Raw genomic sequence first — 17,122 nt, 5'->3', positions numbered from 1 at the left:
TGGTTCCAGTGTCTTAACTTTGCCTCGTTGATTGCCTTGCCATGATTGATCTGTCTCCCCTCGCCCGCCGTCTGGCCGGTACTCCGCTGGCCGAATGGGCCAACACCCTGCAAGCGCAACTCGACAAGAAAATGGAGAAAGGCCACGGCGATCTGGAGCGCTGGCAAAGTGCGCTGGACGCCTTGCCGAAGATCCAGCCAAGCGAAATCGACCTGCTCAACGGCCTGAAACTCGACACCGATTGCGACGACGACACCCGCGCACAGATGCGCACCGCGCTGATGGGCCTCTCGCCATGGCGCAAAGGGCCGTTCGATCTGTTCGGTGTGCATGTCGACACCGAATGGCGCTCGGACTGGAAGTGGTCGCGCGTCTCCCCGCACCTCGACCTGAAGGGCAAACGCATCCTCGATGTCGGCTGCGGCAACGGCTACTACATGTGGCGCATGCTAGGCGCCGGTGCCGACAGCGTGATCGGGGTCGACCCGAACTGGCTGTTCTTCTGCCAGTTCCAGGCGGTGCAGCGTTACTTGTCCGAGCCGAATGCCTGGCACCTGCCGTTCCCGTTCGAAGACCTGCCGCCGAATCTGGAAGGCTTCGACACGGTGTTTTCCATGGGCGTCTTCTATCACCGTCGCTCGCCGATCGAGCATTTGCTGGCGCTGAAGGATTGCCTGGTCAAGGGTGGGGAACTGGTGCTGGAAACCCTGGTGGTCGAAGGCGACAAGCACCAAGTGCTGGTGCCGGAAGATCGCTACGCACAGATGCGCAACGTGTGGTTTTTGCCGTCGGTGCCGGCGCTTGAGCTATGGCTGCGGCGGGCCGGATTCACCGATATTCGTTGTGTGGATGTCAGTACCACGACGGTGGAAGAACAACGCGGGACGGAGTGGATGAAGTATCAGTCGCTGAGCGATTTTCTGGATCCTGAGGATCACAGCAAAACCATTGAAGGGCTGCCGGCGCCGATGCGGGCGGTTATCGTCGCCAGGAAGTAAGCGTATTTTCCCATGACCGCGGTGGGCCTACCCCCTCACCCCAGCCCTCTCCCCAGGGAGAGGGAGCTGATTATTGAGCTTTTCAAAACTTGCGTCCGACTCGGTATTTCAGGTCGGCGGATTTGGTCCATCCAACTCGGTCGGTCCCCTCTCCCTCTGGGAGAGGGTTAGGGTGAGGGGCTTTTGGTGCGTCTGGCGCGGAAAAACTCGGTCAGCACCGCACCACATTCTTCAGCCAGCACCCCGCCCTCATACAACACCCGGTGATTCAAAAAGCCCTGGGTAAAAAACTGTCCCTGACTCTGCACAATCCCGGCCTTGGGTTCCAGCGCGCCGTACACCACCCGCGCCACACGCGAATGCACGATCAGCCCGGCGCACATGCTGCACGGTTCCAGCGTCACATACAGCGTGCTGCCCGGCAGGCGATAGTTATCCACTGCCTGCGCGGCGGCGCGGATCGCGACCATTTCGGCGTGGGCACTCGGGTCGCTGGTGCTGATCGGGCAATTGAAGCCGCGACCGATGATCACGCCATACTGCACCAGCACCGCGCCCACCGGCACCTCACCGAGGGCGGCGCCCTGTGCGGCGAGGGTCAGGGCTTCGCGCATGAAGTCGCGGTCGCGGCTGCGGTCGATGATCGCCGCCGGGCGGATCTGGCGCATCATTTCACCTCGATCGCGGCCATCAGGCCGGTTTCCATGTGGTCGATGACATGGCAGTGGAACATCCATACCCCCGGGTTATCTGCCACCAGCGCCACTTGCGCACGCTCGTTCTTGCCCAGCAGATAGGTGTCGGTGAAATACGGAATGACTTTGTGCCGGTTCGACGCGATCACCTTGAAGCTCATGCCGTGCAGGTGGATCGGGTGCTGGTACTGGGTCATGTTCTTCAATTCGAAAATATAGCTCTGACCCAGTTTCAGGCTGGCAATCGGTCGGTCAGCACAGGTCTTGTCGGTGATGTCCCAGGCCTTGCCGTTGATCTGCCAGAGGCTCGGCGGTTTGCCGTTTTCGGTGTTCACCGAGACCGAGCCGACCCATTCGAAATTGAAGTTGAGTTTCTCGGCATTGGCCAGGTCCGGCTCGGCCACCGGGTTGGCCGGCAGGGCTTTCGGCCAGTCCGTCGGCGCATCGGTGTTGGCGACTGAACGCAGCGTGCCAAGACGCACCGGGCCGTTACGCAGCGACAACTCTTCACCGGCCGCCGGCGCCTTGATCGCCAGGCAAATGCGCATGCCGGGGCCGAGCCAGTATTCCTTGCCCAATGGTCGTGGCTCGACCGGGTTGCCATCCAGCGCGTAGATCTTCGCTTCGACACCGGGGATGTTGATGCGATAGGTCAGGGTGTTATCGAGATTGAGCAGACGCACCCGGGTGATCTGCCCGGCCGGCAGATCAATCACCGGCAGCGGCACGCCATTGATCGTCGACAAGCGCCCAGCGGTACCGCCACGGGCCGCTTCGCGGGGGATGCTGAATTCGACGAACTGGCCTTGCTCGTCGATGTGCCAGTTCTTCAGGCTCAGGGTTTTCTCGTACTTGAACCCGGTCGGCTCGCGTTCTTCGATGATCAGCGGCCCGACCAGCCCGCGCCCCAGTTCCTCGCTGCTGCTGACATGCGGGTGATACCAGTAGCTGCCAGCGTCCGGCACGCGGAATTTATAGTCGAAATATTCGCCCGGCAATACCGGCAGTTGCGACACATAAGGCACGCCGTCCATTTCCAGCGGCAGGCGGATGCCGTGCCAGTGGATGGTGGTCGCCACCGGCAGGTGATTGATGAAACGCACCCGCAGCCATTCACCCTGGCGTACACGCAACTCGGTGCCCGGCGCCGACGGGCCGAACGCCCAGGCCTCGGTCTTGTGCCCCGGCACCAGCTCGACATCGAGCGGCGCGGCGATCAGTTCATAGTCGTGGCCGGCCTCGGCGTCGGCCATCTTGCCCAGCCAGTAACGCGACGCGCCTCCCGCGCCCACGCCAACGACAACAAGACCGGCCAGGCCACCGAGGATTTGGCGACGGGTAAAGGACATGAACTCAACTACCTCACGTATCAGCGACAGACCCCGAGGGATCCGCAAAAAGGCGAATACGATACACCCGCAGTTGAGAAACAGTAAGGGCGACCTGCGGCCGCACATCTTTTCTGCCTTATGCGCGCAGCCCGATAATCAGGTGCAGCACACCGCCCTCAAGGCACATGACGCCCGACACACCGGCCATACTCAACGCCTGACGGTCGACACAGGCCGCGTCGTGCAGCGTGACGCGCACCCGGGTCAGCGCCAGCGGTTGCTGCGACTTGAGGTTATCCACACCGCCCAGCGCGGCGACGATCTCGGCGTTCAAGCCGGCAACCGCATCGGCGGTAATGTTTGCCTCATCCGGTACCAGATCCGGCGTCAGTGCTTTCCAGAATGCCTGCTGCAATTTGTCGAACATGTTCAATTCTCCATAACCGGTGAGGCATCGACTTTCGCCCCATGAAACTGCTGCAAGGCTGCGCGCACGTCGGCGGCGCTTTCCAGGTTCGAAACCTGTTCGGCGATGATTCGACAGTCGGCCAGATCCACTTCGCGGACCGCCGACTTGATCGCCGGAATCAACGGCACGCTCACCGACAGCTCATCCACACCCAGCCCCAGCAGCAGCGGCACGGCAAGGCGTTCAGACGCCATCGCACCGCAGACGCCGACCCATTTGCCGTGGGCATGCGCAGCCTTCACCGTCATCGCGATCAGGCGCAGCACCGAAGGGTGAAAGCTGTCCGCCTGACTGGCCAGACGCGGATGATCGCGGTCCATGGCCAGGGTGTATTGAGTGAGGTCGTTGGTGCCGATGGAGAAAAAGTCCACGTGCGGCGCCAGCACATCGGCCATCAGCGCAGCGGCAGGCACTTCGATCATGATTCCCAGCTTTGGCAGATGCGCCAGGCCCAGCACGCGCGCTTCTTGCTCGAGAATCTGCCGCGCCAGACGCAGTTCGGCCAAATTCGTGACCATCGGCAACATGATGTGCAAACGCGTCAGCTCACAGCAGGCGAGGATTGCGCGGAACTGCTCACGCAACAGTTGCGGTCGCTCAAGGCACAGGCGAATGCCGCGCAAACCAAGGAAGGGATTGGTTTCGCTGTCCATCGGCACGTAGGCCAGCGGTTTGTCGCCACCGACATCGAGGGTGCGCACCACCAGATTGTGTGCCGGCCCGATGGTGCGCGCGATGGCGCTATAAGTGGCCACCTGTTCGTCATGGCTCGGCGCCTGTTGACGGCCCAGGTAGAGAAATTCCGAACGCAGCAGGCCAACGCCACTCGCGCCGAGCTCCATGGCCTGGGCGGTTTCGCCCTGCGAGGCAACGTTGGCGGTGACTTCGATGTGCTGACCGTCACGGGTGCAGGCCGCCTCGCTGGCCTGCGCCAGTTCCTGCTGATGACGCTGGCGCTGGCGCTCATGCCGCGTGCGCAATTGATCGATGGACTCGGCGTCCGGGTGCAACTGCAATTCGCCTTTGTCGGCATCGAGCAGCACCCGCGTGCCGTTGCCGAGCCCGAGCATTTGCAATGGCATACCGCAGATCGCCGGCAAACCGCAGGCCCGCGCGAGGATCGCGACATGGCTGGTGGCGCCGCCGCCAACGGTGGCAAACCCGAGCACTTTGCGCGTATCGAGCCCGGCGGTCTGGGACGGGGTCAGCTGATCGGCGATCAGAATGGTGTCGTCCGGCAACTCCAGCGCTTGCTCGTGAACACCAAGGATCAGCTTCAGCACGCGCTGGCCGACATCATCCAGATCCGCCGCGCGCTCAGCCAGCAAGGCATTGCCCAGCGAGCGAAACATCGCCGCCGTTGCGTCGGTGCTGGTCTTCCAGGCAAACGCCGCGCTGTTGCCCGCGTCGATCAGCGCCCTGGCCTGATCCAGCAGGCTCGGATCGGCCAGCAGTTCCTGATGCGCCTTGAAAATCTCCGCCTGCGCCTGGCCGCTGGCGGTGTCGCGCAGATGTTGCAGGGCCATGTCGGCTTCGATCAGGGCTTGGCTCAACGCCTCCAGTTCGATTGGCGGCTCGGCGCCGAACTCGTTGACCATGAGCGACGCTTCGACGATCTGCATGACTTGTCCCAACGCCGAACCGGGCGAGGCGCAGACACCGCGCAGGATGTTCGGCATTTCTGCTGCATCGGCTTCGACCGGCGCGGGCGCTGTGACCGCTTCGCCGCAGCCTTCGCTCAGCAAGCGTGTCAGCGCATCGACGGCGGCTACGGCATCTTCACCTTCGGCGCTGACCTGCACGCTGTCGCCATGGGCCGTCTGCAACGCCATGATTGCCACCAGGGATTTGCCGTTGGCTTGCGCTTGCAACTTGTGCAGATGAATGGTCGCTGAAAATGCTTTGGCCGCTTGGGCAAATACTGCCGCCGGCCGCGCGTGCAGGCCATTGGGATTGGGCAGGTTGATCGGCTGCGAGAACACCGCGTCGCCCGGCACCGGCGCTGGGTGTTCGCCGACGGCTGCCCCGACGACGACGTCCAGCACTGGCTGGCCCACCTCGACCAACCCGGTTGAGCCAACGAGTGAAGCGAACGGCTCGCCGCTCACCACCAGCATGAAGGTCAACAAACTGCGCGCGTGCAGGGCAATGTAGTCAGCATCGAAGTCGATCAGCGCCTGCCCTGCTTCGACCCGCTGCCCCGCTTCAACGCGGCGGGTGAATCCTTCGCCGGCGAGATTCACCGTGTCCAGGCCGATGTGCATCAACACCTGCACACCCGCATCACTGGTGACGGTGAGCGCGTGCCCGCTGGTTTGCACATCGCTGACCACACCGGCCAACGGTGCGCAGAGCGTTGACGAAGTCGGGTCGATGCACAAACCGTCGCCGATGATCCGCCCGGCAAACACCGGATCGGGCACCTGGTCCAGCGCCATCAGCACGCCGGATAAAGGAGCCAGCAGCTGCAATTGTTGGGGTGTGGCCATGACATCACCTGAGCTTGTATTGATTGAATGAGCGGTCGCAGCCGCTTTGCTTATTTCCACCAGTATTCAACCTGCAAGCCGACATTGGCGCCGTGCCGTGCGTTGCCGAAGGCGCCCGTGTCGGACAGCGCCGAACCTTTGGCCAACAGGTTGGCGGCACGCTTGGCTGCCTGGTTCCAGCTGGCATAGGTGTAATACAGACGTACTTCGGGCCGCGCCCAGAATTCCGGGCCTTTCGGTGACCAGGTCGGCGCGAAGGTGAACTTGCTCAGCTTGCGCGTGCCGTCCGCCGCCTCGACCTGATCTTGCCCCAGTTCGGTCACCAGTTTGAACTGCTCGCTCAGCGCATAGGCCGGGCGCACGCCGAGTGACAGCCAGTTCTGGTCGGCGCCGCCCTGACGAATATCTTTCTGATACACCGCCTGGAATTGTCCGCCAAAACGTGGCGTCAGTTGCCAGTCGAAGAACTCGACGATGCGATAGCTCTTGTTGCGGTCATCAAGCCTGACGTTACCGGTATAGCCCAATCCGGTGCCCGGCCCTTCGCCGTATTGCAGCGCCAGTTTGTTCTTGCCACCGAAAAAGTCCTGCTGCACATGCTGGGTGGTGATCGCCCAGCCACGGTGGGCATCGCGGCTGTCGGGCTTGTCGATGTAACTCAGGCCGAACTCCAGTACACCGCCCGGGTTACTGTTGAAACCGCCGACGTTGAAGTCGTGGCGGTTGATGTAATCCTTTTGGTAAAGGTTGTCCTTGCGCGAAAAGGCGTAGCTGTATTTCAGGCCGCCGAGCAACACGTCTTCAATGCCTGCCCCGGTGGCGCTCTGGTTCCAGTAATAGAAATCGGAAATATGGATGTCGTTACGTTTGTAGTAACGCCGCCCTGCCCACAGCGAGCCGCCGTTGAGCGCGGGCATCGCCGACCATTGCGCATACGCCTGCGGCAAACGAATCGAGCCGTTGTCTTCCTTGAACGTCAGGCTGCGGTCGTAGCGGTTATACAGCGAGGCCATGCCGTCGACGCTCAGCACCGAGCCGTCGTCGAGGGTGTACAGATCCTGGCGCAGCTCGAGCTCACCGTACTGCTCGCACTCGTTACCGAGGCGATATTTGGTCTGCGCGCCGGGCAACTGGAAACACGACTGGCTGCCGCTGTTGACCGATGTACCGACACCGCTGCGCAGATAGCCGCCGAACTCCAGCGCATGTGATGACGTGGGCATTGCCAGACAAATCCCCGCGATTGCCAGACTGTAATTTATGGTTGCTCTCATATATGCCACCCGTTGTTTTTATTGTGTGGTTGCACGAATTCAGCGCGCACAAATCCCCCGCGCAGCGTTCTGCGTGTTTTTTCAAAGGTTGTTATTCAGTTAAAAATCAGGGGTCGGTCAGGTGCAGCACGAAGGATTCGTAAGGTCGCAACTGCAGCAATCGCGAGCGTTGCGGGCAGTCCGGGTAGTTGCTGATCAACAGGCGCTGCTCCTGGGCTTCGTCGATCAGTGCCGGTAGCTCGACCTCACAGGCAGTGCCATAGAAGTTGTTCACCGCTAACAGGCGTTCGCCCGTCCCCTCGCGCAGGTACGCCCAGACCTGTGGATGCTCCGGCAACAACTGGCGATAGATGCCATCGGAGATCAACGCTTCAGTGCGGCGTAAAGCGATCAGGCGCCGATAGTGATGCAGCACCGACTCCGGGTCGTGCAGTTGATGCGCGACATTGATCTGTGCGGCATTGGCCGACACACCAATCCATGGTTCGCTGCGCGTGAAGCCGGCGTTGTGCCCGGCGTGCCAGTGCATCGGCGTGCGCCCGTTGTCGCGGGACTTCTGCATGATCGCCGCCATGTTGTCGAGGTCGCTGGTGCCGGCTTCACGCTTGAGGCGAAAGATATTCAGGGTTTCGACGTCACGGTATTGCTCGATGCTCTCGAATCCGGGATTGGTCATTCCCAATTCTTCGCCCTGATAAACGAAGGGCGTGCCCTGCAGAAAGTGCAGCGCGGTAGCAAGCATCTTCGCCGACAGCTCGCGGTATTCGCCGTCATTGCCGAACCGCGAGACCACGCGCGGCTGATCGTGATTACACCAGAAGAGCGCATTCCAGCCACCGCCCGCCTGCATGCCGGTCTGCCAGTCGGACAGGATCTGCTTGAGCTGGAGGAAATCGAAATCGGCGCGGACCCACTTCTGCAGGTTCGGGTAATCGACCTTCAAGTGATGAAAGTTGAAGGTCATCGACAATTCTTTCGACTGCGGATTGGAGTAGCGGATGCAGTGTTCGAGGCGGGTCGAGGACATCTCGCCGACGTTGATCAGCTCATGCCCTTCGAAGACTTCGCGGTGCATCTGCTGCAAGTAGGTGTGTACGTTCGGCCCGTCGGTGTAGAAGCGCCGACCGTCGCTGTCGTCCTCGGGGAAGTCCGCCGGTTTCGAGATCAGATTGATCACGTCCAGACGAAAGCCACCGACACCCTTGTCGCGCCAGAAACGCATCATCTTGAACACTTCGTCGCGGACCTTGGGGTTGTCCCAATTGAGGTCGGCCTGGGTGTGGTCGAACAGGTGCAGGTAATACTGGCCGGTCTGCGCTTCGTACTCCCAGGCCGAGCCGCCGAACTTGGATTCCCAGTTGTTCGGCTGGTCGCGCCAGATGTAGAAGTCGCGGTAAGGGTTGTCGAGGCTGCTGCGCGCCTGCTGGAACCAGACGTGCTCGATCGAGGTGTGGTTGACCACGATGTCGAGCATCAGCTTGATCCCGCGCTTGCCCGCTTCGGCAATCAGCAGCTCACAGTCGGCCATGCTGCCGTAACTCGGATCGACCGCGTAGTAGTCGCTGATGTCGTAACCGTTATCGCGCTGCGGCGAGCGCAGGAACGGCGTGATCCACAGGTAATCGACTCCCAGCCATTGCAGATAATCGAGCTTGGCGACGATGCCGAGCAGATCGCCAGTGGCGTTGCCCGCATGGCTGTGAAAGCTCTTCGGGTAGATCTGATAGATCACCGAACGTTGCCAGTCTTGCATGGCGGATTTCCTCTTGAATTTTGGAGCCGTGTAGTAGCTGCCGAAGGCGGCGATCTTTTGATTTTGAAAGGCAAGATCAAAAGATCGCAGCCTCCGGCAGCTCCTACAGTTGAGTTTCAGGCAACCCGGTAACCCGGACGGACGATCTTCATGCTCAGCACGCAGGTCAGGGCAAACGGCACGAGCATGGCGATCAGCATCCCGATGACGAACATCGGGATGAACTGCGGAATGATCGAGATGAAACCGGGCAAGCCACCGACGCCGATGGCCGAGGCCTGGATCTTGTTCAGTGAGAGGAACATGCAACCCAGCGCCGAACCGGCCAGCGCGGCGTAGAACGGAAACTTGTAGCGCAGGTTGACGCCGAACATCGCCGGCTCGGTGATGCCGAAATACGCAGAAATCGCCGAGGTCGAGGCCATGCTCTTGTCCCGCGCATTGCGCGTCATCCAGAACACCGCCAATGCCGCACTGCCCTGCGCCAGATTGGACATGACAATCATCGGCCAGATGAACGTGCCGCCCTGGCTCGAAATCAATTGCAGGTCCACGGCGAGGAACATGTGGTGCATGCCGGTGATCACCAGCGGCGCATACAACAGGCCGAAAATCAGACCGCCCACCAGCGGCGCCAGATCGAACAGCATCACCAGCCCTTCGGTGATGTAGATGCCGATATGCCGGGTCACCGGACCGATGATCGCCAACGCCAGCACGCCAGTGACAACGATGGTGGTGATCGGCACCACCAGCAACTGCACCGCGTTGGGCACGCGTGCGCGCAGCCATTTTTCGATCACGCTCATTACGTACGCCGCCAGCAGGATCGGCAGGATCTGCCCCTGGTAACCGACCTTTTCCACCTGAAACAGACCGAGGATGTCGAAGTACGGCAGTTGCTGCCCATCCAGCCCGGCCACGGCCTTGCCGTAATTCCAGGCGTTGAGCAGGTCTGGGTGCACCAGCATCAGACCGAGGACAATGCCGAGGATTTCGCTGCCGCCGAAACGCTTGGCCGCCGACCAGCCGACCAGCGCCGGAAGGAACACGAATGAGGTGTTGGCCATCAGATTGATCAGGCTCCACAACCCGTCGAGGTTGGGATAGGCATCGAGCAGGGTCTGGCCCTCGATGAACATGCCCTTGGCGCCGAGCAGGTTGTTGATGCCCATCAACAGGCCGGCAATGATCAGCGCCGGCAGGATCGGCATGAACACATCGGAAAACACCCGCACCAGCCGCTGCATGGCGTTGATCTTCTCGGCGCTTTTCTGTTTAACGTCGGCGATGGTCGACGCCGCAAGGCCTGTCTGCTGGCGCAGTTCGGCATAAACCTTTTCAACATCACCCGGGCCGATGACCACTTGGTACAACCCGCCGGTGAAGAACGAACCCTTGACCAGATCGACGCCATTGAGCGCGGCCACATTCACCAGCGCGGGGTTCTTCAGCGCCAGGCGCAAACGCGTGACGCAATGCGCCGCCTGCTCGATGTTGTCACGGCCACCGAGGCTTTCCAGCAGCTCCTTGGCGATGTTCGGATAGTCATGGCTCATGCTTGTTCTTCCGTCGTGGATTGTTGTTATTGGCAGCACGCCGAAACGAAAAATACTCGTCTGTACGAGTTAATGCAACAACTCGTCTGTACGAGTTTGCATCCGTGGATGAACGTCAGAAAAACGCGGATTCTTCCTACTCTGACCTAAGATGTTTTCCTTCGTCCGCATGGACAAACCCCTACCCTGCCCTTAAGGTTCGGGGTTTTGAGCACCGTCGGCACAGAGTCCAGCCATGAGCAAATACAACCAGATCTACAGCGATTTGCTTGCCAGTATCACCACCCAGCGCCTGGAGCGCGGCGCCCGGCTGCCTTCCGAAACCGAACTGATGGACACCTATCAGGCCAGCCGTGGCACGGTGCGCAAGGCCATCGACCAGTTGCAGGAGCGCGGTTTCGCTCAGAAGATTCACGGCAAAGGCGCGTTCGTGCTGTCGACCAACCCGATCGAATTCCAGCTCGGCGGCATCGTCAGCTTCCAGGAGACCCACCCGCGACTGGGCAACGACGTCAGCACCGAAGTGGTCGAGATGTGTCAGGTGCCGCTTGAAGGTGCATTGCTTGAACATATCAATGCCGAACCCGGCAGCCCGATCACCCGGATCAAGCGGGTACGGCGCATCGACGGCAAACGCGTCATCCTCGACATCAACCACTTCGTCAGCGAGGTGATTCCCGACCTGTCCGCTGACATTGCCGAACATTCGATCTACGCCCATATCGAACAGACCCTGCAACTGCAGATCGCCTACGCCCAGCGCACCATCGAAGCCGTACCGTCCAGCAAGGACGACCAACAACACCTGGACCTCGACGGCCAGAGCCATGTCATCGTGGTCAGCAACCAGACCTTCCTGCAGGACGGCCGCCAGTTCGAGTACACCGAATCGCGGCATACGCTGGACAAGTTCTATTTTTCGGATGTGGCGCGGCGCTGAGGTTCGCCAACAGGCGAGCCCATTTCAAAATATGTGATTCGCTGACAAGCCGCGATGACCTCCGGTAGTATGCCGCCGTGGCTATGGAACACCTTCCTTCTATCCTCCATGAACTAGGGGTTCCGCTCTCCACACCGCGCCTGCTTATTGCAGGCGTTTTCGTATCGATTGCACAGGTGAGCTTCAGCTCACTGGAAACGGCGACCAAGGAAGAAATCATGATGAATCAGGAGCTGTTCCTGCGGCGCCGTACAAAACTGCACGTTCCTGCGGGCTCTGGCGGAGCCACACGCGCGCAGGTCGCATCAGCTGTCAAAGAAGTTACAGCGTTTCGATGCGTTCTCTCCGAGCCGCTGATCGAGCGAATCAGCATGCTCTCTGCGGTCGAACTCAAGAACTGGCTGCGTGAAGTCATTCGAGTCCTGCGGCGGCGCAGCGGTGCTCATGTACATCACCGACCGTTTTATCCTGACTTCCCCAATCAAGTCCTCGAAGCGACAGAGGCGGAGTTGTATCTCAACGCCGTCATTCACTACCACACACTTCGGCGCCTGCCACCCAGCGAACAGGTTCGGCCAGCCATGCTTGAAGGCAACTTCATCCATTGGGTCATCGAACCGGGAAGTGTCAGCGAGTTCGAGGCATTGCTCGAGCCGCTGGTCTCATCACGCACCTCGCTGTCCGAAGAGGAAGCTGCGGATGTCGGCTGGTTTATCCGAACGTACAAAAACGACGTGTTCCGTCTGCTGCCCGATACCATCCCGTTCCGCGAGATTCGCGCGCTGGTCGGCGGCGCGCTGATCCTGCATATCGGTGACGATGCCCGGGTCGAGGAATTCCTTGAGCAAAATGTCGAAACGGCAACGGACGTGCTGCGCGTGGCGATCGCACTGCATGGTGGAGACGTGTCGCTGGCGACAGCGCAGACGCGCTTTCGCAAACTGGATCGTTCGATGCGGCGCAAGCTGTTGCGCCTGCTCGACCGCACGCCCAACGCTACGGACGATGTGATGCGCCAGGCCGAACGCTGGAAACGCCTGGCCGAAGTCCTGCATCCAGGCGATTACGCTGAGAAGTATCCGCGAGCATTTGCGGCCATCACCGCAGCGCGACGCAATGATCCGCCGGCATCGTTCGGGTCGCGGGTGGAAACCATGCTTGCCCAACGCCAGATCGCCGCGCTTACGCCGGTGCTGCAGGATCGTCCCGGAGAATTCGCGCGCCGTCTGGACGTGATGTTACGGCGTGCCACAGAACCGGACGCGGTGCTCGACGCCTTTGCGGCTGTCGCGGCGCAAGTGTCCTCACCTGTGCTGCTGCAATTGCTGGCCCAGGTAAATGCCCCGCGCCCCCTGCCCTTGCGGGCGTTCACACCTAAAGGAGCACTGGCGAAAGTCTTCGGTACTGCTGATCGTCGAGAGTCGATCGCACCGCAGGTATTGGCACGTGCCGCACAGATTTGCGAGAACGCCCTGATCGCGCGTTTCACGTTGCTGCCACCACTGGGGCGTTGTTTCATCGATCCGGCGTTGCGCGAATACCGGGTGCCACTGGCACAGCGCGCCGCAGCGAAGTCGCTGCGAACACTGGTACGCGGCAGTCGGTTGCCAATGCCGGACACGCGATTCATTCGCCTGTTCCTGTGGTGGAAGAATGGTCGTGACCGCACGGACATCGACTTGTCCGCCGCCTTCTTCGACACCGACTTCGTCTTCAAGGAAGCGATCGCCTATTACAACCTCAAAGGTTATGGCGGTTACCACAGCGGCGACATCGTCGACGCGCCCAACGGCGCCTCCGAATTCATCGACCTCGACCTTGATGTTCTCGTCAAAAAGGGCGTCCGCTACGTCGTCACGTCCCTCAATTCGTTTACCTGGCAGCCATATTGCGACCTTCCTGAATGCTTCGCGGGCTGGATGGCCCGTGCCGACACTGCATCGGGGGAAGTGTTCGAGCCTCGCTCCGTGGTCGACCGCATCGATATCGCCTCCGACACGAGTATCTGCCTGCCATTCGTGATGGACCTGGAGGAGCGACGCATGATCTGGGCCGATCTGGGGCTGACTTCATCGCCCCGCTGGAACAACGTCGACAACAACCTCAGCGGAGTTTCGTTGATGCTGCGCGCCCTGGTGCATACACCAAGGCCGGATCTGCACACGCTTTTCGATTTACATGTGCGGGCACGAGGCGAACGAGTGCCCTCTGCAGAGCAGGCGCAGAGGGTGTTCGCACCTGAACAAGGTCTGACTCCGTTCGATACGGATCTGATTCGGTCTGAATATCTTTGATATCTGCGAAAGCATTGGCTCACTTTCAAAAGGACAACACGCAATAGCCGAGTAACACCCTCCCCTTGAGCACATCGGTCACCTTCAGCCTTTGTGTCTCAAGGATGAACACCCGCATGACCGCTCCCGAACGTCGTCTGCTGCCAAACGCAGCGGACAAAACCGCCCTCAAAGCGATCGCCACGACCATTGTGCAGAACTGCCCGAGCCTGCTCGATGCGGCCCGGCAAGTTGCGATCGAACTGCTGACCGACAAAGGGCTATCCGGCCTCGATCCCGACCAGGTTTATTTCCATCGATTCAAAACGGCGCAAAGCAGCACGCTGACCTTTACCGGTTGGGAACACTTGCTGGAAAAGCCTTATGAAACGCTCACCCTCACGCAGTTGGTGATCCATCGATTTCGTGCGACCGATCAAGACAACGCAGATTTGCTGGGCCTTTACTGTGGCTTCTACTCGGATGGCCCGAACGCGGAGAATTTCAATCAGAGCAACGAAGTGCGACTGCTTGGCAGCGATGTGCTGAAGGCATTCTGGGCCGTTGATTTCAGCACGCGTTACAGCGATCAATTGGCCAAATTCTGGCAAACCTCGTCGGAAGACTTCCGCGCCCTGGCCAAGTGCAACTTCCTCGGTCAGGCGGTGCAGGCGCTGCAACAGGGGGACGTTGACGGCAATGATTTTCAACGCATCGTCACCTCGCTGATCGGCCCCGTGACCTGGCCGGTAACCCTGCAAATGCTCCGATCGACGTACCCGGTCGGCGCGCAAGTGCGCACGCTGGATCTGGACGGTCACGTCGCCACTAACGTGCTGCGTCTGGTCGAAGACAGTGGCCGGCAGACCCTTTACCTGCCGGGACAAGCCCAGGCCTTTCGGCTGATGGACACTGCGGCGGATCTGCACTGGTGGTTGCTCGAACAGATGAATTCAGAGCAGAAACGCCCTTTGTTTCTCAAGCACTTCTCGCTGGCTGACAGCAATCACATCACCGAGAACATCACTGATTTGATGAACCGTTTGGTGAGCACCTGGGGTCACAGCGATCATCGGATGATCAACCGCAGCAACGTTGCGATCAGCGGTGATGCCTTCACGTGGTTAAGCGATTCGACTCGCGCGGGCATGGCTGCCGAGGCCCATCTGGTGCTCACGTCCAACAGTGATCTGCGCAAGAAACTCTGGACCGGGTATCTGAGCGCCGGGCTGAAAGTGTTCGGCCCGATGGCGGCCGTGGGCTGGCCGGTGGCTTTGCCCTTGATCGGCGCCGGCGTCGCGAACATGGGGCTGAACATCGATCAGGCGATCAACGGCATTACGGCGACCGAACGTAGAGCCGGGATGATCGGTGCGGTGCTCAGCGCTATCGAAACCGTATTCAATGTGCCGTTCCTGATCGGCACCGGCGCGCAACTGGAAGTCGGGCCACAGGTCGAGTATGCCGAGGCTGAAGAGATGCGCGGGCTGGTCGAACTTGCCTCGGCTGACACGCGATTATTGCCACCTGTGGATCCGCCATTCGTCACAGCGGCTGAAGAAGCAAGCAGCGAGTTGGCAAACGAGATACCCAGCGGGGCGACATTCGTCGACGTCACTGAGCCCTTGAATACGCCTGCTACACGGCAAGGTTCGACATTTCCACAAGTACCTGCCAGCTATCGATGCAACGAGTTACTTGCGCAACATTCCGTAGAGGCGACGCCGGGAAAATACGAAGGCATTTACCGCCTCGACAAAGAGCCCGGCCATGCCATCGAAATGGATGGTGCCGCCTATTACGTGCGCTACTTTGCAGACTCGCAGGACAGCGGCAACTGGGCAATCATCAATCCCGAGCGCCCCAATCAGTTCGCTTATTCGTTGCCGGTCCGCCTGGGAAGCGCTGGCAAGTGGGAGCGCATGCCTGCGCTGCGGCTGCGCGGAGGCGGCCAATGCGTGGGCAAGGCGTGTGCGCCGGAGACAGATTTGAGCCCTTCTGAGGCAACACCATCGGTGGATCTGCCACGCGTCGAACCGCTTCCTGGCGTTCCGTGCCCGCTGCGCCTGGTTACGGCGCTCAAAGATATTTCAGAGACGGAAAAACCCGGAATGAGGAGATGGGCAATGAACTTGCCCAACGCTTCTGCCGAGTCAACAAGCGCTGGACGCCGTTATTTACTGGCTACCGACCGTTACCAGGCGCATTTCAGCGAACAACGAACAGCACTGCTGAACAACGCAGGAGAATTCTTTCGAGAGCTGAAATGGACAAATCTGCCGGGACGGCCGCTCATTCCGCAAATCGATCCCTTGATGCAAACCGAAGAGCTGATAGAGCTGATGTTTGCCAATACCGATGGACTGGCGATCGGTGAAACCCTCGATCGCATCGCCAGCATGCGCTTCATGATCGAGAACATGCCAACGTTCGCGCGGCATATCAGAACGCTCTACGTGCGTGGATTGCTGAGTGATTTCGCCCAAGAGGACCTCAACCATTTCTACCTCTCTGGAGAAATGTCAGAGGACCTCACTACCTATTTGTCCAGCCTGGGTACCGACCCTGAGAACCGGTTCAACATGCTCGAATTGATCACGTCTGCCCAAGCCAATGGCGTCCGCGTCCATGGACTGGACGCAGCACAAACCTGCACGCTGAAAATCCCACTCACTTCGATCGAAGAGCAGATGATCAAGACCCGCCTGGCAACGCAGATCATGGAGCGTGACAAGCTCCTCAACAGACCCGGCAAGTGGGTGGCTCTGGTCGATGCCACGAACACCAATACCTTCAGGGACCTGCCAGGCATAAGCGAACTCAGGGGCGGTATCGGTTTGCGCATCGAAGAAGTCTGGCCCGACGAGGCAGCCGACGTCAGGATTGACCCGGGAGTGGAAGTCGCTCGCGGTCCGTTTCACAACGGGGCGACGACAAGCAACGCCTTCGACCCTCTGTTCGCTGACCTGCGATTGCAGGTCAAGGCCCCCGTGCCGCCATGGAATGACGCTACGCTGGAAAAGCTTCTGCATCGCAATGGCATGTTCGTGATACGAAAAACAGAACCCAGCACATACACACTCGTGCGGCGCAACAGCGCCAGTGACATCGTGCAAACAAGGGTGCATTGCACCGCAGATGGCCGGTTTTATATCTGGGACCAGTCGATGCGCCGCATCACCGGCATGATATTCCGCGACATCGCCGCAGTAGCCGAGCGCCTGATCGAGCTCGGCATGACCCTGCAAAGTCGTTTACCCACCTGACCTGTTTGGAGGGGCCTGAAACGAAAAAACCCTTGGCTTCACGCCAAGGGTTTTTCGTTATTCGAACCGCAGCAG

The 17,122-nt window shown here is 60.1% G+C and carries 11 protein-coding genes; 4 read left to right on the top strand and 7 right to left on the bottom strand.

Features of this window, described 5'->3' with window-relative positions; all coding sequences use genetic code 11:
* Window positions 1-41: 41 nt before the first annotated feature.
* The gene (cmoB, locus tag D8U71_RS16695; protein ID WP_130888248.1) at window positions 42-998 is read left to right on the top strand and encodes a tRNA 5-methoxyuridine(34)/uridine 5-oxyacetic acid(34) synthase CmoB; all 957 of its coding nucleotides are present in this window, start codon (window positions 42-44) and stop codon (window positions 996-998) included.
* A gap of 167 nt (window positions 999-1,165) precedes the next feature.
* Here the strand turns inward: cmoB and tadA are convergent, their stop codons facing one another.
* The 7 genes from tadA to treP form a co-directional block, all read right to left on the bottom strand.
* Complete coding sequence (gene tadA, locus D8U71_RS16690; RefSeq protein WP_130888247.1) at window positions 1,166-1,666, bottom strand: tRNA adenosine(34) deaminase TadA; 501 nt, start codon at window positions 1,664-1,666, stop codon at window positions 1,166-1,168.
* On the bottom strand, window positions 1,666-3,042 hold the full coding sequence (locus D8U71_RS16685; protein ID WP_024014196.1) for a multicopper oxidase family protein: 1,377 nt from the start codon (window positions 3,040-3,042) through the stop codon (window positions 1,666-1,668). Before D8U71_RS16685 ends, tadA begins: the two co-directional genes overlap by 1 nt.
* A 118-nt stretch (window positions 3,043-3,160) precedes the next feature.
* The gene (locus D8U71_RS16680; RefSeq protein WP_130888246.1) at window positions 3,161-3,451 is read right to left on the bottom strand and encodes a PTS transporter subunit EIIB; all 291 of its coding nucleotides are present in this window, start codon (window positions 3,449-3,451) and stop codon (window positions 3,161-3,163) included.
* Window positions 3,452-3,453: 2 nt separating this feature from the next.
* The gene (gene ptsP, locus D8U71_RS16675) at window positions 3,454-5,982 is read right to left on the bottom strand and encodes a phosphoenolpyruvate--protein phosphotransferase (protein ID WP_130888245.1); all 2,529 of its coding nucleotides are present in this window, start codon (window positions 5,980-5,982) and stop codon (window positions 3,454-3,456) included.
* A gap of 50 nt (window positions 5,983-6,032) precedes the next feature.
* Entirely contained in the window at window positions 6,033-7,256 is a 1,224-nt protein-coding gene (locus tag D8U71_RS16670; protein WP_130888244.1) for a carbohydrate porin, read from the bottom strand.
* Window positions 7,257-7,362: 106 nt separating this feature from the next.
* Window positions 7,363-9,009: an alpha,alpha-phosphotrehalase gene (gene treC / locus D8U71_RS16665; RefSeq protein ID WP_130888243.1), complete on the bottom strand. Its 1,647-nt coding sequence runs from the start codon at window positions 9,007-9,009 to the stop codon at window positions 7,363-7,365.
* A gap of 116 nt (window positions 9,010-9,125) precedes the next feature.
* Window positions 9,126-10,568 (bottom strand): PTS system trehalose-specific EIIBC component, encoded by a 1,443-nt coding sequence (gene treP, locus D8U71_RS16660; protein ID WP_041479919.1) that lies wholly within the window; start codon window positions 10,566-10,568, stop codon window positions 9,126-9,128.
* 235 nt (window positions 10,569-10,803) lie between these two features.
* On the opposite strand from treP, the gene treR reads away from it, so the two are divergent.
* The 3 genes from treR (at window position 10,804) to D8U71_RS16645 (ending at window position 17,047) form a co-directional block, all read left to right on the top strand.
* Entirely contained in the window at window positions 10,804-11,508 is a 705-nt protein-coding gene (treR, locus tag D8U71_RS16655; RefSeq protein WP_130888242.1) for a trehalose operon repressor, read from the top strand.
* 83 nt (window positions 11,509-11,591) lie between these two features.
* The gene (locus D8U71_RS16650) at window positions 11,592-13,802 is read left to right on the top strand and encodes a TerD family protein (RefSeq protein WP_241664236.1); all 2,211 of its coding nucleotides are present in this window, start codon (window positions 11,592-11,594) and stop codon (window positions 13,800-13,802) included.
* A gap of 116 nt (window positions 13,803-13,918) precedes the next feature.
* The gene (locus D8U71_RS16645; protein WP_130888241.1) at window positions 13,919-17,047 is read left to right on the top strand and encodes a membrane-targeted effector domain-containing toxin; all 3,129 of its coding nucleotides are present in this window, start codon (window positions 13,919-13,921) and stop codon (window positions 17,045-17,047) included.
* The last annotated feature ends 75 nt before the right edge of the window (window positions 17,048-17,122 follow it).

The organism is Pseudomonas sp. Sample_21 (genome assembly GCF_004307525.1).
Classification (GTDB): Bacteria; Pseudomonadota; Gammaproteobacteria; order Pseudomonadales; family Pseudomonadaceae; genus Aquipseudomonas; species Aquipseudomonas atacamensis.
Note: the sequence above shows the minus strand (reverse complement) of the source record. Positions and strands in the feature narration are given on the sequence as shown.

Bases quoted from the DNA above. Each gene is read 5' to 3' on its own strand.
- D8U71_RS16670 (WP_130888244.1), bottom strand. From the start codon at position 7,256: ATGAGAGCAACCATAAATTACAGTCTGGCAATCGCGGGGATTTGTCTG.
- D8U71_RS16645 (WP_130888241.1), top strand. From the start codon at position 13,919: ATGACCGCTCCCGAACGTCGTCTGCTGCCAAACGCAGCGGACAAAACC.
- treP (WP_041479919.1), bottom strand. From the start codon at position 10,568: ATGAGCCATGACTATCCGAACATCGCCAAGGAGCTGCTGGAAAGCCTC.
- treR (WP_130888242.1), top strand. From the start codon at position 10,804: ATGAGCAAATACAACCAGATCTACAGCGATTTGCTTGCCAGTATCACC.
- D8U71_RS16685 (WP_024014196.1), bottom strand. From the start codon at position 3,042: ATGTCCTTTACCCGTCGCCAAATCCTCGGTGGCCTGGCCGGTCTTGTT.
- D8U71_RS16650 (WP_241664236.1), top strand. From the start codon at position 11,592: ATGGAACACCTTCCTTCTATCCTCCATGAACTAGGGGTTCCGCTCTCC.
- ptsP (WP_130888245.1), bottom strand. From the start codon at position 5,982: ATGGCCACACCCCAACAATTGCAGCTGCTGGCTCCTTTATCCGGCGTG.
- cmoB (WP_130888248.1), top strand. From the start codon at position 42: ATGATTGATCTGTCTCCCCTCGCCCGCCGTCTGGCCGGTACTCCGCTG.
- tadA (WP_130888247.1), bottom strand. From the start codon at position 1,666: ATGCGCCAGATCCGCCCGGCGGCGATCATCGACCGCAGCCGCGACCGC.
- treC (WP_130888243.1), bottom strand. From the start codon at position 9,009: ATGCAAGACTGGCAACGTTCGGTGATCTATCAGATCTACCCGAAGAGC.
- D8U71_RS16680 (WP_130888246.1), bottom strand. From the start codon at position 3,451: ATGTTCGACAAATTGCAGCAGGCATTCTGGAAAGCACTGACGCCGGAT.